The following is a 19,519-nucleotide window of genomic DNA, read 5'->3' on the forward strand; positions in this document are numbered from 1 at the left end:
GGATGCGTTCCTAGACAGCTCGCACTTCACTCGGAGGTCTTCGTCATGTCCAGCTCGCCACGCCGTCACCAACGTCCATGGTCAGTACACCTAGGACTTGCTGACCAGCGCCCGCAGGAAGAAGCCGAGATTGGCCGGGCGCTCGGCCAGCCGCCGGGTCAGGTAGCCGTACCACTGACTGCCGTAGGGCACGTAGACCCGCGTCGCGATCCCGGCGCCGGCCAGCCGGCGCTGCTCGGCCTCCCGGATGCCGTACAGCATCTGATGTTCGTAATTGCCGATGTCCCGGCCGGTTTCGGCGACCAGTTGCTCGGCGGCCAGGATCAGCACCGGGTCGTGGGTCGCCACCATCGGATAGCCCTCGCCGCGCATCAGCAGTTCCAGGCAGCGCAGGTACGAATCGGTGACCTCGCCGCCGCGCTGAAAGGCGACCTCACGCGGCTCGCGATACGCGCCCTTGCACAACCGGATCCGGGAGCCGTGCCCGGACAGCTCCGCGCAGTCGGCCTCGGTCCGGTGCAGGTAAGCCTGCAATACCGCGCCCAGCCAAGGGAATTCGGGCCGCAGCTCGCGCACGGTGGCCAGCGTGGCGTCGGTGGTGGTGTGATCCTCCGCGTCCACGGTGACCCACACGCCCGCCTCGTCCGCTTTCGCGCACAGGGTGCGCAGGTTCGCCGTCGCGATGGCGGGGCCGTCGGCGGGCAGCGCCTGCCCGAGCGCGGACAGTTTGACCGACACCTCGACCGCCGCGGCGCCGAGCCCCGGCAGCTCCGGGCGCGGTGCGCCCGCCAGATCCTGGATCAGCGCCAGATATTCGGTGACCGTGGCCTCCGCCTGCGCGCGATCGGTGGTGTTCTCCCCGAGGAAGTCGACGCTGATCAGCCGCCGGTCGGCCAGCAACTCGCCGACCACCGGCAGCAGGTCGGCGCGGCGCTCGCCCGCCACGAAGCGCCGCACGATATCGGCGGTGATCTTCGTCCCGGTGATCGCCTGCTTGAGCCGCGGCGAATCCGCGGCCGCGAGAATCACCGGCCGCAGCGGATTCACCGCCACGGCGCACACTCCCGGGCCGGGTCCGGCGTCATTGCTCCGCCCGCATGTGCGGATAGCGGTAATCGACCGGCGGATCGAAGGTTTCCTTGAGGGCGCGCGGAGCGACCCAGCGCAGCAGGTTCAGCGGGGAGCCGGCCTTGTCGTCGGTGCCGGAGGCCCGGGCGCCGCCGAAGGGCTGCTGGCCGACGACCGCCCCGGTCGGCTTGTCGTTGACGTAGAAGTTGCCCGCCGCGAAACGCAGTGCGGCGCTCGCCTGTTCGACCGCCTGCCGATCCCGGGCGAAGATCGCGCCGGTGAGCGCGTAGGGGGCGGTGCTGTCCACCTCGTCCAGAATCGCCTGATACGAACCGGGTTCGGCGTCGTCGTAGACGTACACCGACAGGATCGGCCCGAAGTACTCGGTCGCGAACGATTCGTCGCGCGGGTCGTCGGCGAGCAGGACCGTCGGCCGGATGAACCAGCCTTCGGCGTCGTCGTAGCGGCCGCCCACCGGAATGGACAGCCCGGCGCCCCGGGCGCGTTCGATGGCCGCCGCGTTCTTGTCGTAGGCGCGCCGATCGATCACCGCCCCACCGAAATTCGACAGATCCGCGACATCGCCGTAGGTCAGCTGCTCCACCTCGGCCAGGAAATCCTCACCCATCCGCCGCCACAGCGAGCGCGGCAGATAGGCGCGCGAAGCCGCCGAGCACTTCTGGCCCTGATATTCGAACGCGCCGCGAATCAACGCGGTACGCAACGAATCCGGATCGGCGGAGGGGTGCGCGACGATGAAATCCTTCCCGCCCGTCTCCCCCACCAGCCGCGGATAGCCGTGGTAGCGGCCGATATTCGCGCCGACCTGCTGCCACAGGTACTGGAACGTCTTGGTGGACCCGGTGAAATGGATGCCGGCCAACCGCGGATCGGCCAGCGCGACCTCCGACAACTCCACCCCGTCACCGGTGACCAGATTGATCACCCCGGGCGGCAGGCCGGCCGCCTCCAGCAAGCGCAGCGTATGGAACGCCGACAAGGTCTGCGTGGGCGAGGGCTTCCAGACGACGGTATTGCCCATCAGCGCGGGCGCGGTGGGCAGATTGCCCGCGATCGCGGTGAAGTTGAACGGGGTGATCGCGTAGACGAAGCCCTCCAGCGGGCGATAGTCCATCCGGTTCCACACCCCCGGGCTGGACTGCGGCTGCTGGGCCAGGATCTCCCGCGCGAAGGACACGTTGAAGCGCCAGAAATCCACCAGCTCGCAGGGCGCGTCGATTTCGGCCTGCTGCGCTGTCTTCGACTGCCCGAGCATCGTCGCGGCCGCGATGGTCTCGCGCCACGGCCCGGCCAGCAGGTCGGCGGCGCGCAACAGCACCGCCGCCCGTTCGTCGAAGGGCAACGCCCGCCAGGCGGGCGCGGCGGCGACCGCCGCGTCCACCGCCGCGCGGGCTTCGGAATGGGTGGTATCGGTGTAGATCCCCAGCACCTGGCTATGCCGGTGCGGCGCGACGATATCGTGCCGCTGCCCCGTGCCGGGCCGTGGCTTGCCACCGATCACCAGTGGCACGTCGACGGATTCGGCGGAGAGTTCGGCGAGCTTCGCGACCAGCAGCGCGCGTTCCCGGCTGCCCGGTGCGTAGGAATGCACGGGCTCGTTCGCGGGAGTGGGGACAACCGTGACAGCGTCCATAACTCAGGTTATCGCCGCGAGTCCCGCCGCGGCGGTGGTTGGCGTCCGGACAGCTGCGTGTCGGGCAATCCGAAGCGGGCCCGAACGTTACGGGCTGGCGGAGTCGATCAGGAGCGACCTAGGCTCATCCCATGACTTCCGTGCGCATTCTCGCCACCGTGCTGTCCGCCGGCTCGCTGCTGCTCGCCACTCCGGCGCTCGCCCAGGCCGACGATTGGGGTTCGGTGCAGGTCGTCGCCGGGCGGGAGCGGGTCAAGGTGACGGTCACCGGTACCCAGTACCCGGCCGACCGATGCCGGATCGATCCGAGCTTCGGCACGCCCGACACCCAGAGTCTGGACGTGCATCCCTCCGGCGTCACGGTCGTGGGCAATCTGAAGCCGGGGACCCATCGCGTCGCGGTGTGGTGCCCGCAGGGCGGGGTGATCGGCGAATCGGTAGTGGAGGTGCAGCCGGGCAACCTGCTGCTGGACCTGCAGGACCGGGCCTACGCCGCCGCCGGCAGCAGCGACAAGGTCAGCGACCCGACGCTGCGCTGAGGCGCGGCTAGGCTGGGGTCATGGGCGTCATCGGAGAATTGTTCCCCGGCCAGAAGCTCGCCGACGAGAGCGGCGAGGACAGCAACGGCCAGCGTCATCGTCCCGTCGAACTGGATCTGGAGGCCGGGGTGATCCGGATCTCACCCCCGGCCCAGGACGGGCACCCGAAAGAAGACTGACGCTCAGCCCTGCGTCAGGCGCCGCGCGGCCGCGGCGATGCGCTCGTCGCTCGCCGTCAGCGCGATGCGCACATGCTCGCCGCTGTGCGGCCCGTAGAAATCGCCCGGCGCCGCCAGAATGCCCCGCTCGGCCAGCCAATCCAGGGTGACCCGGCAGTTCTCGCCCCGGGTGGACCACAGGTACAGGCCCGCCTCGGAGTGATCGATGCGGAACCCCGCCGCCTGCAACGCGTTACGGAGAATCTCGCGGCGGGCACGGTACCGTTCCCGCTGCTCCGCCTCGTGCGCGTCGTCGCCGAGCGCCGCTGTCATGGCGGCCTGGATCGGCAGCGGCACCATCATGCCGGAGTGCTTGCGCACCTCCAGCAGCTCCGCGACCAGCGCCGGATCGCCGGTGACGAAACCGGCGCGGTAACTGGCCAGGTTCGACGTCTTGGACAGCGAATGGATGGCCAGCAGGTTCGTGTGGTCGCCGTCGCAGACCTCGGGATCGAGCACCGAGGGCGCGCGGCCCTCCCAGGTGAGCCCCAGGTAGCACTCGTCGGAGGCGACGATCGCGCCGCGCTCGCGGGCGAAGGCCACCACCTTGCGCAGATGATCCACGCCCAGCACTCGACCGGTCGGATTCGACGGGGAGTTGACGTAGGTCAGCGCGGGGGTCTGCGGACCGGACTTGGTCAGCCCGTCCGCGCGCAGCACCTGCGCGCCCGCCAGCAGCGCGCCCACCTCGTAGGTCGGGTAGGCGACCTCGGGGATGACCACCAGGTCACCCGCGCCGAGACCGAGTAGTCGCGGCAGGCCCGCGATCAGTTCCTTGGTGCCGATCACCGGCAGCACGGCCGCCTGATCGACGCCGGTGATGCCGAAGCGGCGCTTGAGCGCCTCCACGGCCGCGGCCCGCAGCTCCGGCGTGCCGTGCGTGGTCGGGTAGCCGGGCACCTCCGCCACCGAGTTCAAGCCCGCGCGGATCAGCGGCGCCACCGGATCGACCGGCGTGCCGACCGAGAGGTCGACCAGGCCGTCCGGATGCGCTGCCGCGCGCTCCTTGACCGCGGCGATGGTGTCCCAGGGAAAATCGGGTAGCAGACTGCTGACCCGGCTACGCGAGCTCACCGGTGCTCACTCCGCCATCGGAGGTAGTTCCTTGATGAACGGCGGGTCGTAATCGACCGCGCCGACCTTGGTGGCGCCGCCCGGGGAACCCAGCTCGTGGAAGAAGTCGACGTTGGCGTTCACGTAGCCGCTCCACTGATCCGGGGTGTCGTCTTCGTAGAAGATCGCCTCCACCGGGCACACCGGTTCACATGCACCACAGTCCACGCACTCGTCGGGTTGGATGTACAGCATGCGGCCACCCTCGTAGATGCAATCCACGGGGCATTCCTCGATGCATGCCTTGTCCTTCACGTCAACGCACGGTTCAGCGATGATGTACGGCACTGCCGTTCTCCTAGTCTGTCCTCACCTGCGGGAATGGTCCGCCTGCGAAACCCTATCGGGACACCCCACGTTACTACCGGTCAGCCTGCCCTAACTCGGCCCGCTCGGGCCCCGATCACGGTGCCGGCGCCCGCCCCCGTCCACTCCGACGTCCAGCACCTAGATCCTAGTGCCGTGCAGCGCGATCCGCCCCCTCCGAGCGGGATCCGGGTGCGCTCCGCCGCGCGGGAGAGACGGAGCTCACTCTCGGCTACCCGACCGACAGCGGCAGCGGGGAGGCACGGCGGTCGACCTGACCGTAGACGGTGGTGCGCTCCCGCACCGGGCGGTCGATGCCCGAGGCGATCTCGGTCAGCTCGGCCACGGTCTTGGCCGACCCGTGCTGGGAGCCGGCCATCCGCGAGATGGTCTCCTCCATCAGCGTGCCGCCGAGATCGTTGGCGCCGCCGTTGAGCATCATCCGGGTGCCGGCCGTGCCGAGCTTGACCCAGCTGGTCTGGATGTTGTCGATGCGGCCGTGCAGCATGATGCGGGCCAGCGCGTGCGCGGCGCGGTTGTCGCGGATCGTCGGCCCCGGCCGGGACGCGCCCGCCAGGTACAGCGGCGAACTCTGATGCACGAACGGCAGCAGCACGAACTCGGTGAAACCGCCCGTGTCGTCCTGGATGCCGCGCAGCACCCGCAGATGGCCGACCCAGTGCTTCGGATTGTCGACGTGCCCGTACATCATGGTCGAACTCGAACGCAGGCCGATCCGATGCGCGGTGGTGATCACCTCGATCCAGGCCGAGGCGGGCAGCTTGCCCTTGGTCAGCACCCAGCGCACCTCGTCGTCCAGGATCTCCGCGGCGGTACCCGGAATCGTGTCCAGACCGGCCTCTTTCAGCGCCACCAGCCAATCCCGGATGCTCTGGCCGCCGCGCGAGGCGCCGTTCACGATCTCCATCGGGCTGAACGCGTGCACGTGCATGGACGGCACCCGCCGCTTCACCGCGCGCACCAGATCCGCGTAACCGGTGACCGGCAGCTCCGGATCGATGCCGCCCTGCATGCAGACTTCGGTGGCGCCGTCGACGTGCGCCTCCCAGGCCCGGTCGGCGACCTCCTCGGTGCTCAGCGTGAACGCGTCGGCGTCGCCCTTGCGCTGGGCGAAGGCGCAGAACCGGCAGCCGGTGTAACAGATGTTGGTGAAGTTGATGTTCCGGTTCACCACGTAGGTGACGTCGTTGCCGTTGACGTCGCGGCGCAACTGATCGGCCAGGGCCGCAACGGCTTCCAGGTTCGCGCCGTCGGCGGTGGCCAGCGCGAGGTACTCCTCGTCGGTGAGCCCGGCCGGATCGCGCTCGGCGGCGCGCAGCGCGGCCAGCACGTCGGAGTCCAGGCGCTCGGGCGCGGTGACCGCCAGATCGCGGGCCTGCTCGCGGATCGTCTCCCAGTCGCCGAAGGCGCCGACGATCTCCTCGCCGAGCCCGGAATCGCTGCGGGACTCGGTGTTACGGCCCTCGGTGTCGATCGAGGTGTTCAGATCGACGCGGCCCGCCGACTCCCAGGACTCGTCCGGCTCCTGCCAGGGCAGGCCCACGGGCCGGGCGTCCGGGTTCGCGAGACCGGTGGCCGGGTCGGTGAGCGCGGCGACGTGCGCACCGATGCGCGGATCGACCCACGGGTTGCCCGCGCGCACGTACTTCGGGTGCGCCGAGGTGCGCTCGACGAGCTGGTAGCCGGCCGCCTCGGTGATCTCGCGCAGGGTGTCCAGGTTCGGCCAGGGCCGTTCGGGATTCACGTGATCCGGGGTCACCGGCGAGACGCCGCCCCAGTCGTCGATGCCCGCGTCGATCAGCGCCTGGCATTCGGCGTGCGAGACCAGGTTCGGCGGCGCCTGCACCGGCACGTCCGGACCCAGCAGCAGCCGGGTGACGGCGATGGTGGCCCGGAACTCGTCCATGCCGGCGTCGGGGACATCGCGCATCGCGGTGTCGTCCTTGGCCCGGAAGTTCTGGATGATGACTTCCTGGATGTGCCCGAAGGCCTTGTGCTGCTTACGGATCGCCATGATCGACTCGGCCCGCTCGGTCAGCGTCTCGCCGATGCCGACCAGGATCCCGGTGGTGTAGGGCACCGAGAGGCGGCCCGCGTCGGTAATGGCGCGCAACCGGACGGCCGGATCCTTGTCGGGGCTGCCGTAATGGCAGTTGCCCTTCTCGGTGAACAGCCGGGCCGAGGTCGTCTCCAGCATCATGCCCATGGACTGGGCGACCGGCTTGAGCCGGGAGATCTCGGCCCAGCTCATCACGCCCGGATTCAGGTGCGGTAGCAGGCCGGTCTCCTCCAGCACCATGATCGACACGGCGCGCAGGTAATCCAGGGTGGAGTCGTAGCCGCGCTCGTCCAGCCACTGCGCGGCCTCGGGCCAGCGGTCCTCCGGGCGGTCGCCGAGGGTGAACAGGGCTTCCTTGCAGCCCAGTTCGGCGCCGCGGCGGGCGATCTCGAGCACCTCGTCGGGCTCCAGGAACATGCCCTTGCCCTCGGCGCGCAGCTTGCCCGGCACCGTGACGAACGTGCAGTAGTGGCATTTGTCCCGGCACAGCCGGGTGAGCGGGATGAAGACATTGCGCGAATAGCTGATCGTCTTCGGCCGGCCCGCCGACTCCAGGCCGGCGTCGCGCACCCGCGCGGCGCTCAGGCACAGATCGGCCAGATCCTCGCCGCGGGCGTGCAGCAGCACGGCCGCCTCGTCCACGTTCAGCGTCACACCGTCGCGCGCCCGGCGCAGCGCCCGCCGCATGGCCGACGGCGTGGGCGGGACGGGCGGAACACCCGGGGTCGCCAGCTCCGTCACCGCCGCACCTCACAGACGCGCGGCTCCGCCGTGGCGGACCGTGCTGTGCTCATGGTTCGTTCGCTGCGCTCACTCACGCCCTCGATCATGCGCTACACATCCCGGACTGTCTCCCTCGACTGCTCGTGACGCACCGAACTCCCCGTTCGACGCCGGTTCTGAGCGGGACAACCGCGCCGGCGCGCGGCCTTATTCCCGTTTCCGGCCCGGGCTCGGTGCGCCGTGATTCGCCGGGGTCACGCGGGGACGGCCCGAGTTCGGGCAAGATGACAAGATGTCCCAGCCGCGCACGGTCCTGGCCGATCCCGCCTGGCGGCCCAGCCCCAAGGCCCGGCTGCTGTGGGCGCTGCAGGTGGGCGCCGGCTGGCTGATTCCGGTGCTGGCGCTGGTGGTCTGGGCGGCGGTCGACGCCGCGCGCCGGGGTTCCGCCCTGCTGTCGCTGGCCATCGCGCTGGTGCTGGCGGCGCTCACCGTCGTCGTGGTGCCGCTGTGGCGCTACGCGGTGCACCGGTGGGAGGTCACCGCCGACGCCGTTTACAGCCGGATCGGCTGGCTCACCCAGGAGAGCCGGGTCGCGCCGATCTCGCGGGTGCAGACGGTCGACACCCAGCGCGGGCCGCTGGAGCGGATGCTCGGGCTGGCCACGGTCACCGTCACCACCGCCTCCTCCGCGGGCGCGGTGCACATCTCCGCGCTGGACCTGCCGGTCGCCGAGGACACGGTGCGCCGGCTCACCGAGATCGCGGCGCAGCATCGCGGGGACGCCACGTGACCGCACTCGCCGATCCGCCGGTGTCCGACCAGGCCTGGCAGCGGCTGGACAAGCGCATGCTGCTGGTACATCCGGTCACCGAGCTGGTGAAATTCATTCCGGTGCTGATCGGCACCGTGCTGCTCGGCACCAGCAGCGGCAACCACCTGTGGAGCCTGGTGCCGCTCGTGCTGATCGTCGCGTTCGCGCTCACCCGCTGGTTCACCACCAGCTACCGGGTCGGGCCGACGCACGTGGAGTTGCGCACCGGGCTGATCCAGCGCAAGAAGCTGTCGGTGCCGCGCTCACGGATCCGCTCGGTCGACATCGAAGCCGACCTGCTGCGGCGGGTGCTCGGGCTGGCCGTGGTGGTGATCGGCACCGGCAAATCGGCGGACTCCGAGGACCGGTTCAAACTCGACGCGCTCGACGCCCGCGTGGTGCCGGGCCTACGCACGGAATTGCTCGCACACACCGGGCAAACCTCTGCGCCGCAACCGGTTTCGGATGTCGAGCCGGAACCGGTGCGCGCGCGGGAGATCGGGCACTGGCAGCCCGGCTGGGCCCGCTTCGCGCCGCTGTCGCTGACCGGCTTCGCCGTCGTCGCGCCGGTGGTCGGGCTCGCGTTCCAGTACGGCCTGGGGTCGGTGCTGTTCGAATCCCGTGCGGCGCAGGACATCGGCGAGGGCGGAGCCGCCGTCATCGTCTTCGCCGTGCTGGGTCTGCTGGCCGCCATCGTGCTGGTCGTCAGCCTGGCCGCGTGCACCCGCTACCTGCTCACCTATCACGGCCTGCGGGTCCTCGACGACGGCCGCACCCTGCACGTGCGCCACGGGCTGCTGACCACCCGCCAGATCACCATGGACCTGGCCCGTTTCCGCGGCGCGACCGTGAAAGAACCGCTGCTGCTGCGCCTGGCCGGGGCCGCCGAACTCGAAGCGATCATGGTCGGCGAGAAGCCCCGGCTCAAGCTGCTGCCCCAGGCCCCGCGCGCCGCCGTGGAGCGCACGCTGGCCGAGTTGCTGGGGCCGAGACAGGCGGGGGGCGGCGCGCGGCCCCCGGAGTCGTCCAGCGCTGACCTCGGTGTTGTGCGGCAACAGGATTCATCCGGCACAGCGGTCGCGCCGCGGCCCGCGGCGGCGACCGGCACGGAGACTGCCGAGCGGCCACGCCTGACCGAGGCGGACCCGGCGAGTCTCCCGGCCGAGCACAGACCGGTGGCCCGCTTCGCGGAGCAGGACTCCGCGGCACCGGCAGCCGCAGGTACCGGCGGAACGACGGGCCACGCGGCCGATCCGCAGATCCCCGTGCAGGCCAGTGCGCCACTCACCAGCCACGGCCCGGTCGCCCGCAGACGTCGCTACACCCGGGCGCTCACGCCGGCCGCGCTGATCGTCCTGCTGCTGGCCGTCCTGTATCTCACCGGAGTCGACCTGTCCCCGTGGTGGCTGCTGCTGCCCGCGATCCTGGCGGCGCTCGCCCTTCCGCTCGCCGAGGACCGGTATCGCGGGCTCGGGCACACCGTGATTCCCGCAACCGCGAGTTCCCCGGCCTGGCTGATCACCCGCTCCGGCTCGCTGGACCGGGCCCGCGACTGTCTCGAGGCCCCCGGCATCATCGGATGGACTGTGCGGCAGTCCTTCTGGCAGCGCCGGGCCGGAGTGGCCACGGTCATTGCCGCCACCGCCGCGGGCAACAAGCGCTACCGGGTCATCGATATCTCGCTCGATCGAGCGTGGGCGCTCATCGAATCCGTCACGCCGGGCCGGCTCGGCGCCCGGCCGGATGCCACTGCCTGAGATCCACCGGCATCCTGATTCGAACCTCGTAGTCGAATCGCGGTCGGCACTCCGAGCGGCACCACCATATGACGACGCGGTTCACGACAGTCGGGGTATCGGCCTGCCATTGTGCCGACAGCCCCGCAGGCCATGGGTGTCGCTGCCTGATTGCTGAAGCCTCCCCGCGTTCAATAGACCAGTGGTCGACACTGGGCGAACCGACGAGTTGCCGATCGCTGATCCGCGGGTGCGGCGGCTGCAACGGGGCGACAAGTTCCGGCTGACGGCGGTCGGCGGGCTGGCGGCCTTGTCACTGGACGCGCTGTCGAGCGTGGCCTACGGTCCCGAGGCGATCGTGCTGGTGCTGGTCGCCGCGGGATCGGCCGCGGTCTCCTGGACGCTGCCGGTGGCCGGGGCGATCGCCACCCTGTTGCTGGTGCTGGTGCTGTCCTACCGGCAGGTGATCGCCGTGCACCCCGACGGCGGCGGTTCCTACGCGGTCGCCAAGAAACATCTGGGCCGTTATGCCGCGCTGCTGGCGGCGGCCAGCCTGGTGGTCGACTACGTGCTGACGGTCGCGGTCAGTCTCGCGGCGGGCGCGGCCAGCCTGGCCAGCGCCTTTCCCGCACTGCACGATCATCTGCTCGCGATCACCCTGATCGGGCTGCTGGTGCTGACCGTGCTCAACCTGATCGGTGTCGCGGAATCGGCGAAAGCGCTGATGCTGCCGGCGTTCCTGTTCATCGCGCTGATGCTCGCCGTCATCGTGACCGGACTGCTGCGCTCCGAACCGGTCGCCGTCATCGGCACCGAGGAGACGCCGTTCCCCGTGCTGGAGGCGGTCGGAATCCTGCTGCTGCTCAAGGCTTTCGCGGCAGGCTGCTCGGCCTTGACCGGCGTCGAGGCGATCGCCAACGCGGTGCCCGCCTTCCGCCGCCCCGCGGTGCGCCGCGCCCAGCACACCGAGATCGCGCTCGGCGTCCTGCTCGGCGTCATGCTGCTCGGCTTGTCCTGGCTGATCCGGCAGCACGATGTGGTGCCGCGCGGACAGGTGACCATTCTGGCGCAGCTGGCGGCGGCCGCCTTCGGCACCGGCTGGCTGTTCTACGTGGTGAATCTGGCGGTCACGCTGGCGCTGGTCCTCGCCGCCAATACCAGTTTCGGCGGGCTGCCCGTGCTGCTGTCGCTGCTGGCCAAGGATCGCCGTCTGCCGTCGCTGTTCGCGATGCGCTCCGAGCGGCCGGTGTTCCGCTACGGAGTCGTGGCGCTCGCCCTGACCGCCGGGCTCATCCTGCTGATCGTCGAAGCCGACACGCACCGCCTGCTGCCGCTCTACGCGATCGGCGTCTTCATCGGATTCACGCTCAGTCAAACGGGTCTGGTGCGGCACTGGTATCGCGAGCGCGGCCGCGGCTGGCGGTCCCGCATGTGCCTCAACGGTTTCGGCGCGCTGCTGACCTGCACCGCGGGCATCGTCCTGCTCGCCGAGAAGTTCCACGAGGGCGCGTGGCTGCTGCTGATCATCGTGCCCGCGCTGATCATCCTGTTCGCCCGCACCGAGAACTACTACCGCTCGGTGGCCGCCACCCTGCACCTCGGCCGGATACCCCCACCCCTGACCTGCACCCCGGACGCCGACCACCTGATCATCGTGCCGGTCGTCGCCCTCAGCGACGTCACCGTCCGCGCCCTCGAGGCCGCGCTGCGCATGCGCGGCGAGATCATCGCCGTGGCCGCCGAGATCGACCCCGCGAAAACCAAGAAACTGAGCGCCCTCTGGAATCGATGGAACCCCGGCATCGACCTGGTCGTCCTGCCCTGCCCGCACCGCAATCTGGTCGCCACCCTCATCGGCTACGTCCGCAAGCAGACCGCCACCCAGCGCCCGGTCACCGTCCTGGTCGCCCAGGTCGAGCCCCGACGCTGGCGCCACCGCATCCTGCACAACCCCCGCGGCCCCGTCCTCGCCACCGCTCTGCGCGCCCGCACCGACGCGGTGGTCGCCACCATGTCCGTGCGCCTGGACTAAGCGCGCACCGGATTCCAGCGGAAGTAGGCGAAGACGAGTGGGGGGATCAGGCCGCCCAGCAGCAGCAGAAGCGTCGGCCAGTCGCTGAGCAGCAGGATGTCACCACCGGGGCCCGGGATCGAGCACAGGAAGAAGCCGAAGGCCCACGCGACGACCGGCAGCAGCATCAGCCGGAAGCTGCTGGTCAGCGTGGCCATCGCCGCGACCAGCAAGACATTCATGATCGCGGCCAGCAGGACCGTGAGCGGCAGCGGCGTCGCCCCGCCGGTGCCGGCGACCGCGAGATCGGCGGCGACCACGGCTGGCTCCGGCGCGGGCAGCCCCGAGCGCCCCGCGTAGAGCGGGAGATACAGCACCTCGACGGCCAGCGTGAACAACCCGCTCAACACCAGCAACGTCATCAGCACACCCCGCGGCACCCGCTCGTCGGGATCCGCGTCCGGCGCGACGCGCTGCTCCACGGTCGCGGTCACTGGACCGGCGGAAAGCCGAGCAGAGTCAGCAGATGACTCTGCATCTCCACGAAGGTGTGCAGCGCCGACATGTACAGCTCGTGCTGCGCCGGCCAACTCGGCCGCATGCTCTCCACGAAGGCCGCGATAGCGTCCTGCAGATCCCAGTTGTACAAGCAAACTCCCAGGTAGATGGGGAATTCACCCCTGTAGGCAAGTACCAGTATGCACTGCTGTCGAGCCGCCGTGATTCGCTCTCTTCGCCGATGCTACGCGCCCTGCCACACCCTCTGGCTACGTCGTCGAGTCCCGCAGCGGGTGGTTCGAGGCGACGCATCATCGTGGTGCCGGTAGGTTCCATGACCGTCTTCGGCTGCAACGTGTACGTCCCGTTGTCGATGGCGAAGATCGGCGCCTTGGCCGCGATAGCACCCCGAAGATCGCCGATTCAGCGTGAATGCGGGTCGGGCACAAGCGAATCGCGCGGGGCTAGCGTTTGCGCTTGCGCTTGGTTTTGTCCATGGGAAGGTTCGCGACGACCGGGAATTGCCCGGTGTTGCCTTCGCGCTGTTCGGCGATGGCGAGGACGCGTTTGCGGGCGGCGAACCAGCCGAGGACGAGGGCGGGGATGATCAGGACGAGGGCGGAGACGGTCCAGGTGCCGACGGGGCGGTCCAGGGCCATCAGGACCAGGACGAAGAACAGGAAGACCAGAGTGGCGTAGCCGGTGTAGGGCGCGCCGATCATGCGGAACGAGGGGCGCTCGACCTTGCCCTGCTTGGACCAGCGGAAGAACTGGAGCTGGCACAGCACGATGGTGGCCCAGGAGGAGATGATGCCGAGCGAGGCCAGGTTCAGCACGATCTCGAACGCGTCGTCGGGCACCACGCCGTTGAGCGCGATGCCGAACAGGGCGACCACGCTGGTGAGCAGGATGCCGCCGTAGGGCACGCCGTTATTGCCCATCACTCCGGTGAACTTCGGGGCGCTGCCGTTCATCGACATCGAGCGCAGGATGCGCCCGGTCGAGTACAGCCCGGCGTTCAGGCTGGAGAAGGCGGCGGTGAGCACGACCAGGTTCATCACGCTGCCGATGCCGGGCACGCCGAGCGCGGAGAAGAAGGTGACGAAGGGGCTCTCGCTGGCCTTGTAGGCGGTGTAGGGCAGCAGCAGGCCGAGCAGCAGCACCGAGCCGACGTAGAAGATCGCGATCCGGAAGATCACCGAGTTGATGGCGCGCGGCATGATCTTCTCGGGGTTCTCCGTCTCCCCCGCCGCGGTGCCGACGAGTTCGACGGCGGCGTAGGCGAAGACGACGCCGGAGGTGACCACGACCAGCGGCAGCAGCCCGGTCGGGAAGAGCCCGCCGTTCTCGGTGATCACCGAGGGCCCGGTGCTCTGGCCCTGCACGGTGAACCGGCCGAGCAGGAAGATCACGCCGATGATGATGAACGCCGACAGGGCGAACACCTTGACCAGCGCGGCCCAGAACTCCATCTCGCCGAACCATTTCACCGACACCAGGTTGATGCCGAGCACGATGACGAGCGCGATCAGCGCCAGCACCCACTGCGGGATGTGGGAGAACCCGGCCCAGTAGTGGAAGTACTGCGCGATCGCGGTGGTGTCGGCGATGCCGGTCATGGACCAGTTCAGGAAGTACATCCAGCCGGCCACGAATGCGGCCTTCTCGCCGAAGAACTCACGCGCGTAGGAGACGAAGGATCCCGACGAGGGCCGGTGCAGCACGAGTTCGCCGAGCGCGCGCAGGATGAGGAAGGCGAAGATGCCGCAGACGCCGTAGACGAGGAACAGGCCCGGTCCGGCGCTGGCGAGCCGGCCGCCCGCGCCCAGGAACAGGCCGGTGCCGATGGCTCCGCCGATCGCGATCATCTGCAGCTGTCGCGGCTTGAGGCTCTTGTGATAGCCGTGATCCTCGACGCTGAGGTGGTTCGTGTCGTTGTCGCTGACTGCCGTCATGAAACGTGCATTCCTCCGCGTCGAACGTGTGTGAACGAGCGAACCTTACCGAATGCAAAGAGTATCTCAGCAGACGCCCAGCTAACGGTATCTATCGGGAGTTGCGCGCGATTCGGGCAATTCAGGCAAACAGGTCGCGTTCGCGTCCGTCCGCCCCCGACGGCCCCCGCGCGCCGCGCACGAGCACGTAGTGCTCCTCGGGCAGCACCGGCTGGGCGATGTTGTTCGAGAGCGCGAATTCGCGTCCGGAGGGCGCGAGGGTGACCTGGGTGGCGTGCGCGCGCAGGGCCGCGCGCTTGGCCGCCAGCACGTCGGAGACGTCTATGGTCGTGGTGACCGAAGCGCTGGGGACACAGGCGAGTTCGCCCACGCCGGGCAGTCGCCACCCGGCCGGCAGCGCCCCGGGCAGCCCCTCGACCGTGCGCCGCGCGAGCGCTGTGGTGTGCAGCTCCAGAATGTCGGCGTCGGTCACGGTCCAGTAGAACTTCGGTGTGTCCCAGCCTTTTTCGGCCGCCGCGTGCACCGCGGCGCTGGTAATCCGATGCGCCCTAATGTGATCGGGGTGACCGTACCCGCCCTTCGGGTCGTAGCCGACGACCACCTCGGGCCGTAGTTCCAGCACGATCTCGGTCAGCGCCGCCTCGGCCGCCGCCCCGGAATTCACGAAGGCCCTGGGGTTTTCGGCGGACGGTGTGCCCGCCATCCCGGAATCCCGCCAGCGCCCGGCCCCGCCGAGAAACCGCGGCGCGCCGGCGTCCAGAGCCGCCAGGGCCCTGGTCAATTCGGCGATCCGGTACCCGCCGAGCTGATCGGCGTGCTCGACGGTGAGCTGCGCGTACTCGTCCCCGATCACCTCCCCCTCCTCGCCGAGGGTGCAGGTCACCACCGTGACCGGGACACCGCGCCGGCGATAGTGCGCGATCGTGCCGCCGGTGGTGATGGATTCGTCGTCGGGGTGCGCGTGCACCAGCAGCAGGCCACCGCTCACGGCAGGCGTCGCCACATCGCCGCGTCACCGAAGATGCCGACCTGGATGGCGCCGCTCAGCGACGCGCCATCCACCCGCGGCCCCGCCGCGGCCACCACGTTGTCCTGCACGATCGGCAGCACGGTGGCCATATTCCACAGGGCCGGTTCGGCTTCGGCGAGCACCTGCGGCACGTCGACGCCGCGCAGCGCGGCATCGATCGACCCCTGCAGGACCGGATCGCACACACCGGACAGATTGCTCGGCGCCCGGCGCATCGCCTCGAGCACGGGCGCGGTGGCGTCGGAGCCGGTGTCCGGCGCGGGCAGGCACCCGTAGCGGGAGGCGAGCACGGTGGCCGGATCCGAACCGGCCACGGCCCAGCCGACGATCGCGTCCACGCCGCCCTCGACCAGTTCCTTACCGTAGAGCGCGTCCGCGGCCAGGCTGCGCACGGTGGCATCGATACCGGCGCTGCGCAATTGGTCGGCGGCGGTGTTGGCCACCGCGAGCGCGGTGGCGTCGCCGGTCACCGCGCCGATCCGGATGGCCAGGGCCTTCCCGTTCTTGGTCAGCTGGCGGGGCTGCGGCGCGGGCGAGGTCGGCGAGTTCGTGGGTGGCGTCTCCGCCGCCCGCGTGTACCCGGCCTCGGCGAGCAACCCGAAGGCCTCCTCCGCCGACGGGCGAGGCGGCGCGGTCGGCGCGTAACCCGGGTCGGACGGGCTCAGGATCTGCGCGCGCACCGGGTCCACCCAGCCGCCGGTCTGCGCGCCGACGGTGGCCAGCAGCGACGGATCGAGCAGGGCGAGGACACCGCGGCGGATCCGGACATCGCTGAGATCGCCGGTGCCGCGGCCGTTGAGCACCAGCTGCAACTGCCGCGACTGCGCCATGATCGCGGTCCGCACCGAGGGGATCGCCGCCAGTTGCGCCTGGGTCGCGACGCCGCCGTGCACCAGCGTCATCTGCGCGTCGCCGGTGCGCAGCGAATCGGCCAGCTGCGCCGGAGTGCCCCCGCGCCGCAACAGGATCTGGTCCGGCGCGGCCGGGGTGCCCCAGTAGCGGTCGTTGCGTTCCAGCAGGATTTCGTCGCGCCCGCGGTCCACCGACTTGATCCGGAAGTTGCCGCCCGAGACCTGGATTCGTTCCACCAGGCCGTTGGTGAAACCGCCCGGGGAGTCCTTGAGCAGATGCGAGGGCAGCAGGTTGGTGAACAGTTCGCGCCAGGCCGGATAGGCCTGGGTCATCGTCACCTTGACGGTCTTGCCGCCGTCGGCGGATTCGACGTCGGAGATGAGCCGGTAGCCCGCCGGGTCGACGACACCGGGCTGGGTGATCATCTGCTGCCACAGGAACCGGAAGTCCTCGGCGGCGATGGGCGCGCCGTCGGACCAGTTCGCCTGGTTGCGCAGCGCGTAGGTGATGGTGAACGGCTCCTGCGCGGTCACCTCGGCGGAGGTCACCAGCGCGGTGTCGGCGACCCACTCGGTGGCGCCGGTCGCGGCGGGGTTCGGCACCGGGCGGAACGGGCTGGGCAGCACCATCGAACTCACCGCGGCGGTGGCGGGCGACTGATCGGAACGCAGGTGCGGATTGAACCCGATGCCGATGTCGTCGATGGCCACCACGACGGTGTTCTTGCCCGGCTTGGCCGGGGTCGTCTTCGGGCTGTCGGTGCTCTCGATCGGCGGCGGCGGATTCGCCGTGCAACCGGCGAGCACCGACACCGATGCCGCCACCATGACCGCCATCGCGCGCACCCTGGCGCGCCTGACCCCCGTGCTCACACGCCGCACTCTACCTCGCTCGCCGTCGCAGCCATCGATGCGAACGTGCCCGTCCGCGCGGTCGCGCGGACGGGCACCCTCGTGGAATCCGGAGAAAACTCGCGCCCCGCGTGACTACTGCGCGGCGGCGCGGTCGCGGGCCTTGCGACGCGACAGTTCCCGGCCGCGCTCGGTGGCGCCCAGGGTGACCTTGCGCACACGCACGATCTCCGGGGTCACCTCGACGCACTCGTCGTCGGAGCAGAACTCCATCGCGCCTTCGAGATCGAGCTGCAGCGGCTTGGCCAGGGTCTCCATCACGTCGGCGGTGGAGCTGCGCATGTTGGTCAGCTTCTTCTCGCGGGTGACGTTGATGTCGAGATCCTCGGCGCGCGGGTTGATGCCGACGACGTGGCCCTCGTAGGTCTCGGCGCCCGGCTCGACGAAGAACTGGCCGCGGTCGGCGAGCTGGATCATCGCGAACGGGGTGACCGAGCCGGCGCGGTCGGACACCAGCGCACCGGTGTGGCGGGCGCGGATCTCACCGGCCCACGGCGCGTAGCCGTGGAACACGGCGTTGGCGATGCCGGTGCCGCGGGTCTCGGTGAGGAACAGCGTGCGGAAACCGATCAGGCCGCGCGAGGGAACGATGAACTCCATCCGCACCCAACCGGCGGCGTGGTTGTTCATCTGCACCATCTTGCCCTTGCGGGCGGCCATCAGCTGGGTGATGCCGCCGAGGTGCTCCTCGGGGCAGTCGATGGTCAGCTCTTCGAACGGCTCGTGCACCTTGCCGTCGACCTGCTTGGTGACCACCTGCGGCTTGCCGACGGTGAGCTCGAAGCCCTCGCGGCGCATCTGCTCGACCAGGATGGCCAGCGCCAGCTCACCGCGGCCCTGCACCTCCCAGGCGTCGGGGCGGCCGATGTCGAGCACGCGCAGCGAGACGTTGCCGACCAGTTCCTGATCCAGGCGCGACTTCACCATGCGGGCGGTCAGCTTGTGGCCCTGCACCCGGCCGACCAGCGGCGAGGTGTTGGTGCCGATCGTCACCGAGATGGCGGGCTCGTCGACGGTGATGCGCGGCAGCGCGACCGGGTTCTCCACGTCGGCGAGGGTGTCGCCGATCATGATGTCCTCGATGCCCGCGATGGCGACGATGTCACCGGCCACGGCCACCTCGCCCGGCTGACGCTCGACGCCGACGGTCTGCAGCAGTTCGGTGATCTTGACGTTCTTGACGCCGTCGGCGTGCATCCAGGCCACGTTCTGGCCCTTGCGCAGCTCGCCGTTGTGGATGCGCACCAGGCCCAGGCGACCCAGGAAGGGCGAGGCGTCGAGGTTGGTGACGTGCGCCTGCAGCGGCTTGGTGACGTCGCCCTTGGGGGCGGGGATGTTGTTGAGCAGCACGTCGAACAGCGCGTCGAGGTTCTCGGCGTCGGGCGCGGAACCGTTCTCCGGGCGCTCCTTGGAAGCCTTGCCCTCGCGGCCCGAGGCGTAGAGGACCGGCAGGTCCAGCGCCAGCTCGGCGGCTTCGGCGGCCTCGTCGTCGAGGTCGGAGGCCAGGTCGAGCAGCAGGTCGTGGCTCTCCTCGACGACCTCTTCGATCCGGGCGTCGGGGCGGTCGGTCTTGTTCACGACCAGGATCACCGGCAGCTTCGCCGAGAGCGCCTTGCGCAGCACGAAGCGGGTCTGCGGCAGCGGGCCCTCGGAGGCGTCGACGAGCAGCACGACGCCGTCGACCATGGACAGGCCGCGCTCGACCTCGCCGCCGAAGTCGGCGTGGCCGGGGGTATCGATGACGTTGATGACGGTCACGGAGCCGTCGGGGTGGTGCCGGTGCACCGCGGTGTTCTTGGCGAGAATGGTGATGCCCTTCTCGCGCTCCAGATCACCGGAGTCCATGACACGGTCGACGAGTTCGGCCCGTTCGGCGAACGCCCCGGACTGCCGCAGCATGGCGTCGACCAGCGTCGTCTTGCCGTGGTCGACGTGGGCCACGATGGCGACGTTGCGAAAATCGCGCGCAGACGACACGCTGAATCCTCCTGCTGTTGGTTTAGGTCGGCCGGCC

16 protein-coding genes are annotated in these 19,519 nt (G+C 69.9%); 5 read left to right on the top strand and 11 right to left on the bottom strand.

Annotation, left to right across the window (positions count from 1 at the left end; all coding sequences use genetic code 11):
* Window positions 1-90: 90 nt before the first annotated feature.
* Window positions 91-1,062, bottom strand: a complete 972-nt coding sequence (locus AB0I43_RS38925; protein ID WP_356980387.1) for a proline dehydrogenase family protein — start codon at window positions 1,060-1,062, stop codon at window positions 91-93.
* Window positions 1,063-1,081: 19 nt separating this feature from the next.
* Window positions 1,082-2,722 (bottom strand): L-glutamate gamma-semialdehyde dehydrogenase, encoded by a 1,641-nt coding sequence (gene pruA, locus AB0I43_RS38930; protein ID WP_357433887.1) that lies wholly within the window; start codon window positions 2,720-2,722, stop codon window positions 1,082-1,084.
* A gap of 131 nt (window positions 2,723-2,853) precedes the next feature.
* Between pruA and AB0I43_RS38935 the strand changes: the two genes are divergently transcribed.
* Entirely contained in the window at window positions 2,854-3,261 is a 408-nt protein-coding gene (locus AB0I43_RS38935) for a hypothetical protein (RefSeq protein ID WP_356980390.1), read from the top strand.
* A gap of 20 nt (window positions 3,262-3,281) precedes the next feature.
* Window positions 3,282-3,440 (top strand): hypothetical protein, encoded by a 159-nt coding sequence (locus tag AB0I43_RS38940; RefSeq protein ID WP_356980391.1) that lies wholly within the window; start codon window positions 3,282-3,284, stop codon window positions 3,438-3,440.
* Between the two features lie 3 nt (window positions 3,441-3,443).
* On the opposite strand, the gene dapC is transcribed toward AB0I43_RS38940, so the two are convergent.
* From dapC to AB0I43_RS38955, 3 genes are all read right to left on the bottom strand, one after another.
* A complete protein-coding gene (dapC, locus tag AB0I43_RS38945; protein ID WP_356980393.1) occupies window positions 3,444-4,553 on the bottom strand; it encodes a succinyldiaminopimelate transaminase in 1,110 nt (369 codons plus the stop codon).
* Window positions 4,554-4,559: 6 nt separating this feature from the next.
* Window positions 4,560-4,880 (bottom strand): ferredoxin, encoded by a 321-nt coding sequence (gene fdxA / locus AB0I43_RS38950; protein WP_194815326.1) that lies wholly within the window; start codon window positions 4,878-4,880, stop codon window positions 4,560-4,562.
* A gap of 250 nt (window positions 4,881-5,130) precedes the next feature.
* Window positions 5,131-7,719, bottom strand: a complete 2,589-nt coding sequence (locus tag AB0I43_RS38955) for a bifunctional FO biosynthesis protein CofGH (protein ID WP_356980394.1) — start codon at window positions 7,717-7,719, stop codon at window positions 5,131-5,133.
* A gap of 274 nt (window positions 7,720-7,993) precedes the next feature.
* Here AB0I43_RS38955 and AB0I43_RS38960 point away from each other — a divergent pair, with 274 nt between their 5' ends.
* From AB0I43_RS38960 to AB0I43_RS38970, 3 genes are all read left to right on the top strand, one after another.
* Entirely contained in the window at window positions 7,994-8,491 is a 498-nt protein-coding gene (locus tag AB0I43_RS38960; RefSeq protein WP_356980395.1) for a PH domain-containing protein, read from the top strand.
* A gap of 56 nt (window positions 8,492-8,547) precedes the next feature.
* Complete coding sequence (locus AB0I43_RS38965; RefSeq protein WP_356980547.1) at window positions 8,548-10,269, top strand: PH domain-containing protein; 1,722 nt, start codon at window positions 8,548-8,550, stop codon at window positions 10,267-10,269.
* A 181-nt stretch (window positions 10,270-10,450) separates the two neighbouring features.
* Window positions 10,451-12,280, top strand: a complete 1,830-nt coding sequence (locus AB0I43_RS38970; protein ID WP_356980396.1) for an APC family permease — start codon at window positions 10,451-10,453, stop codon at window positions 12,278-12,280.
* Here AB0I43_RS38970 and AB0I43_RS38975 read toward each other — a convergent pair.
* From AB0I43_RS38975 to typA, 6 genes are all read right to left on the bottom strand, one after another.
* The gene (locus AB0I43_RS38975; RefSeq protein ID WP_356980398.1) at window positions 12,277-12,753 is read right to left on the bottom strand and encodes a hypothetical protein; all 477 of its coding nucleotides are present in this window, start codon (window positions 12,751-12,753) and stop codon (window positions 12,277-12,279) included. The two genes, AB0I43_RS38970 and AB0I43_RS38975, sit on opposite strands and share 4 nt — an antisense overlap.
* Window positions 12,750-12,908 carry a hypothetical protein gene (locus AB0I43_RS38980; protein ID WP_356980400.1) on the bottom strand — a complete coding sequence of 53 codons (159 nt, stop codon included), beginning with the start codon at window positions 12,906-12,908 and terminating at the stop codon, window positions 12,750-12,752. Before AB0I43_RS38980 ends, AB0I43_RS38975 begins: the two co-directional genes overlap by 4 nt.
* Window positions 12,909-13,221: 313 nt before the next feature.
* Window positions 13,222-14,712: an amino acid permease gene (locus AB0I43_RS38985; RefSeq protein ID WP_356980402.1), complete on the bottom strand. Its 1,491-nt coding sequence runs from the start codon at window positions 14,710-14,712 to the stop codon at window positions 13,222-13,224.
* Window positions 14,713-14,833: 121 nt separating this feature from the next.
* The gene (mshB, locus tag AB0I43_RS38990) at window positions 14,834-15,715 is read right to left on the bottom strand and encodes an N-acetyl-1-D-myo-inositol-2-amino-2-deoxy-alpha-D-glucopyranoside deacetylase (protein WP_356980404.1); all 882 of its coding nucleotides are present in this window, start codon (window positions 15,713-15,715) and stop codon (window positions 14,834-14,836) included.
* Complete coding sequence (locus AB0I43_RS38995) at window positions 15,697-17,430, bottom strand: ABC transporter family substrate-binding protein (RefSeq protein ID WP_356980548.1); 1,734 nt, start codon at window positions 17,428-17,430, stop codon at window positions 15,697-15,699. Before AB0I43_RS38995 ends, mshB begins: the two co-directional genes overlap by 19 nt.
* A gap of 150 nt (window positions 17,431-17,580) precedes the next feature.
* Window positions 17,581-19,482: a translational GTPase TypA gene (gene typA, locus AB0I43_RS39000; RefSeq protein ID WP_356980406.1), complete on the bottom strand. Its 1,902-nt coding sequence runs from the start codon at window positions 19,480-19,482 to the stop codon at window positions 17,581-17,583.
* Between the last annotated feature and the right edge of the window lie 37 nt (window positions 19,483-19,519).

This window comes from Nocardia sp. NPDC050435 (assembly GCF_040655395.1).
Lineage (GTDB): Bacteria > Actinomycetota > Actinomycetes > Mycobacteriales > Mycobacteriaceae > Nocardia.

Bases quoted from the DNA above. Each gene is read 5' to 3' on its own strand.
- pruA (WP_357433887.1), bottom strand. From the start codon at position 2,722: ATGGACGCTGTCACGGTTGTCCCCACTCCCGCGAACGAGCCCGTGCAT.
- AB0I43_RS38935 (WP_356980390.1), top strand. From the start codon at position 2,854: ATGACTTCCGTGCGCATTCTCGCCACCGTGCTGTCCGCCGGCTCGCTG.
- AB0I43_RS38940 (WP_356980391.1), top strand. From the start codon at position 3,282: ATGGGCGTCATCGGAGAATTGTTCCCCGGCCAGAAGCTCGCCGACGAG.
- AB0I43_RS38960 (WP_356980395.1), top strand. From the start codon at position 7,994: ATGTCCCAGCCGCGCACGGTCCTGGCCGATCCCGCCTGGCGGCCCAGC.
- AB0I43_RS38965 (WP_356980547.1), top strand. From the start codon at position 8,548: ATGCTGCTGGTACATCCGGTCACCGAGCTGGTGAAATTCATTCCGGTG.
- AB0I43_RS38985 (WP_356980402.1), bottom strand. From the start codon at position 14,712: ATGACGGCAGTCAGCGACAACGACACGAACCACCTCAGCGTCGAGGAT.
- AB0I43_RS38995 (WP_356980548.1), bottom strand. From the start codon at position 17,430: ATGGCGGTCATGGTGGCGGCATCGGTGTCGGTGCTCGCCGGTTGCACG.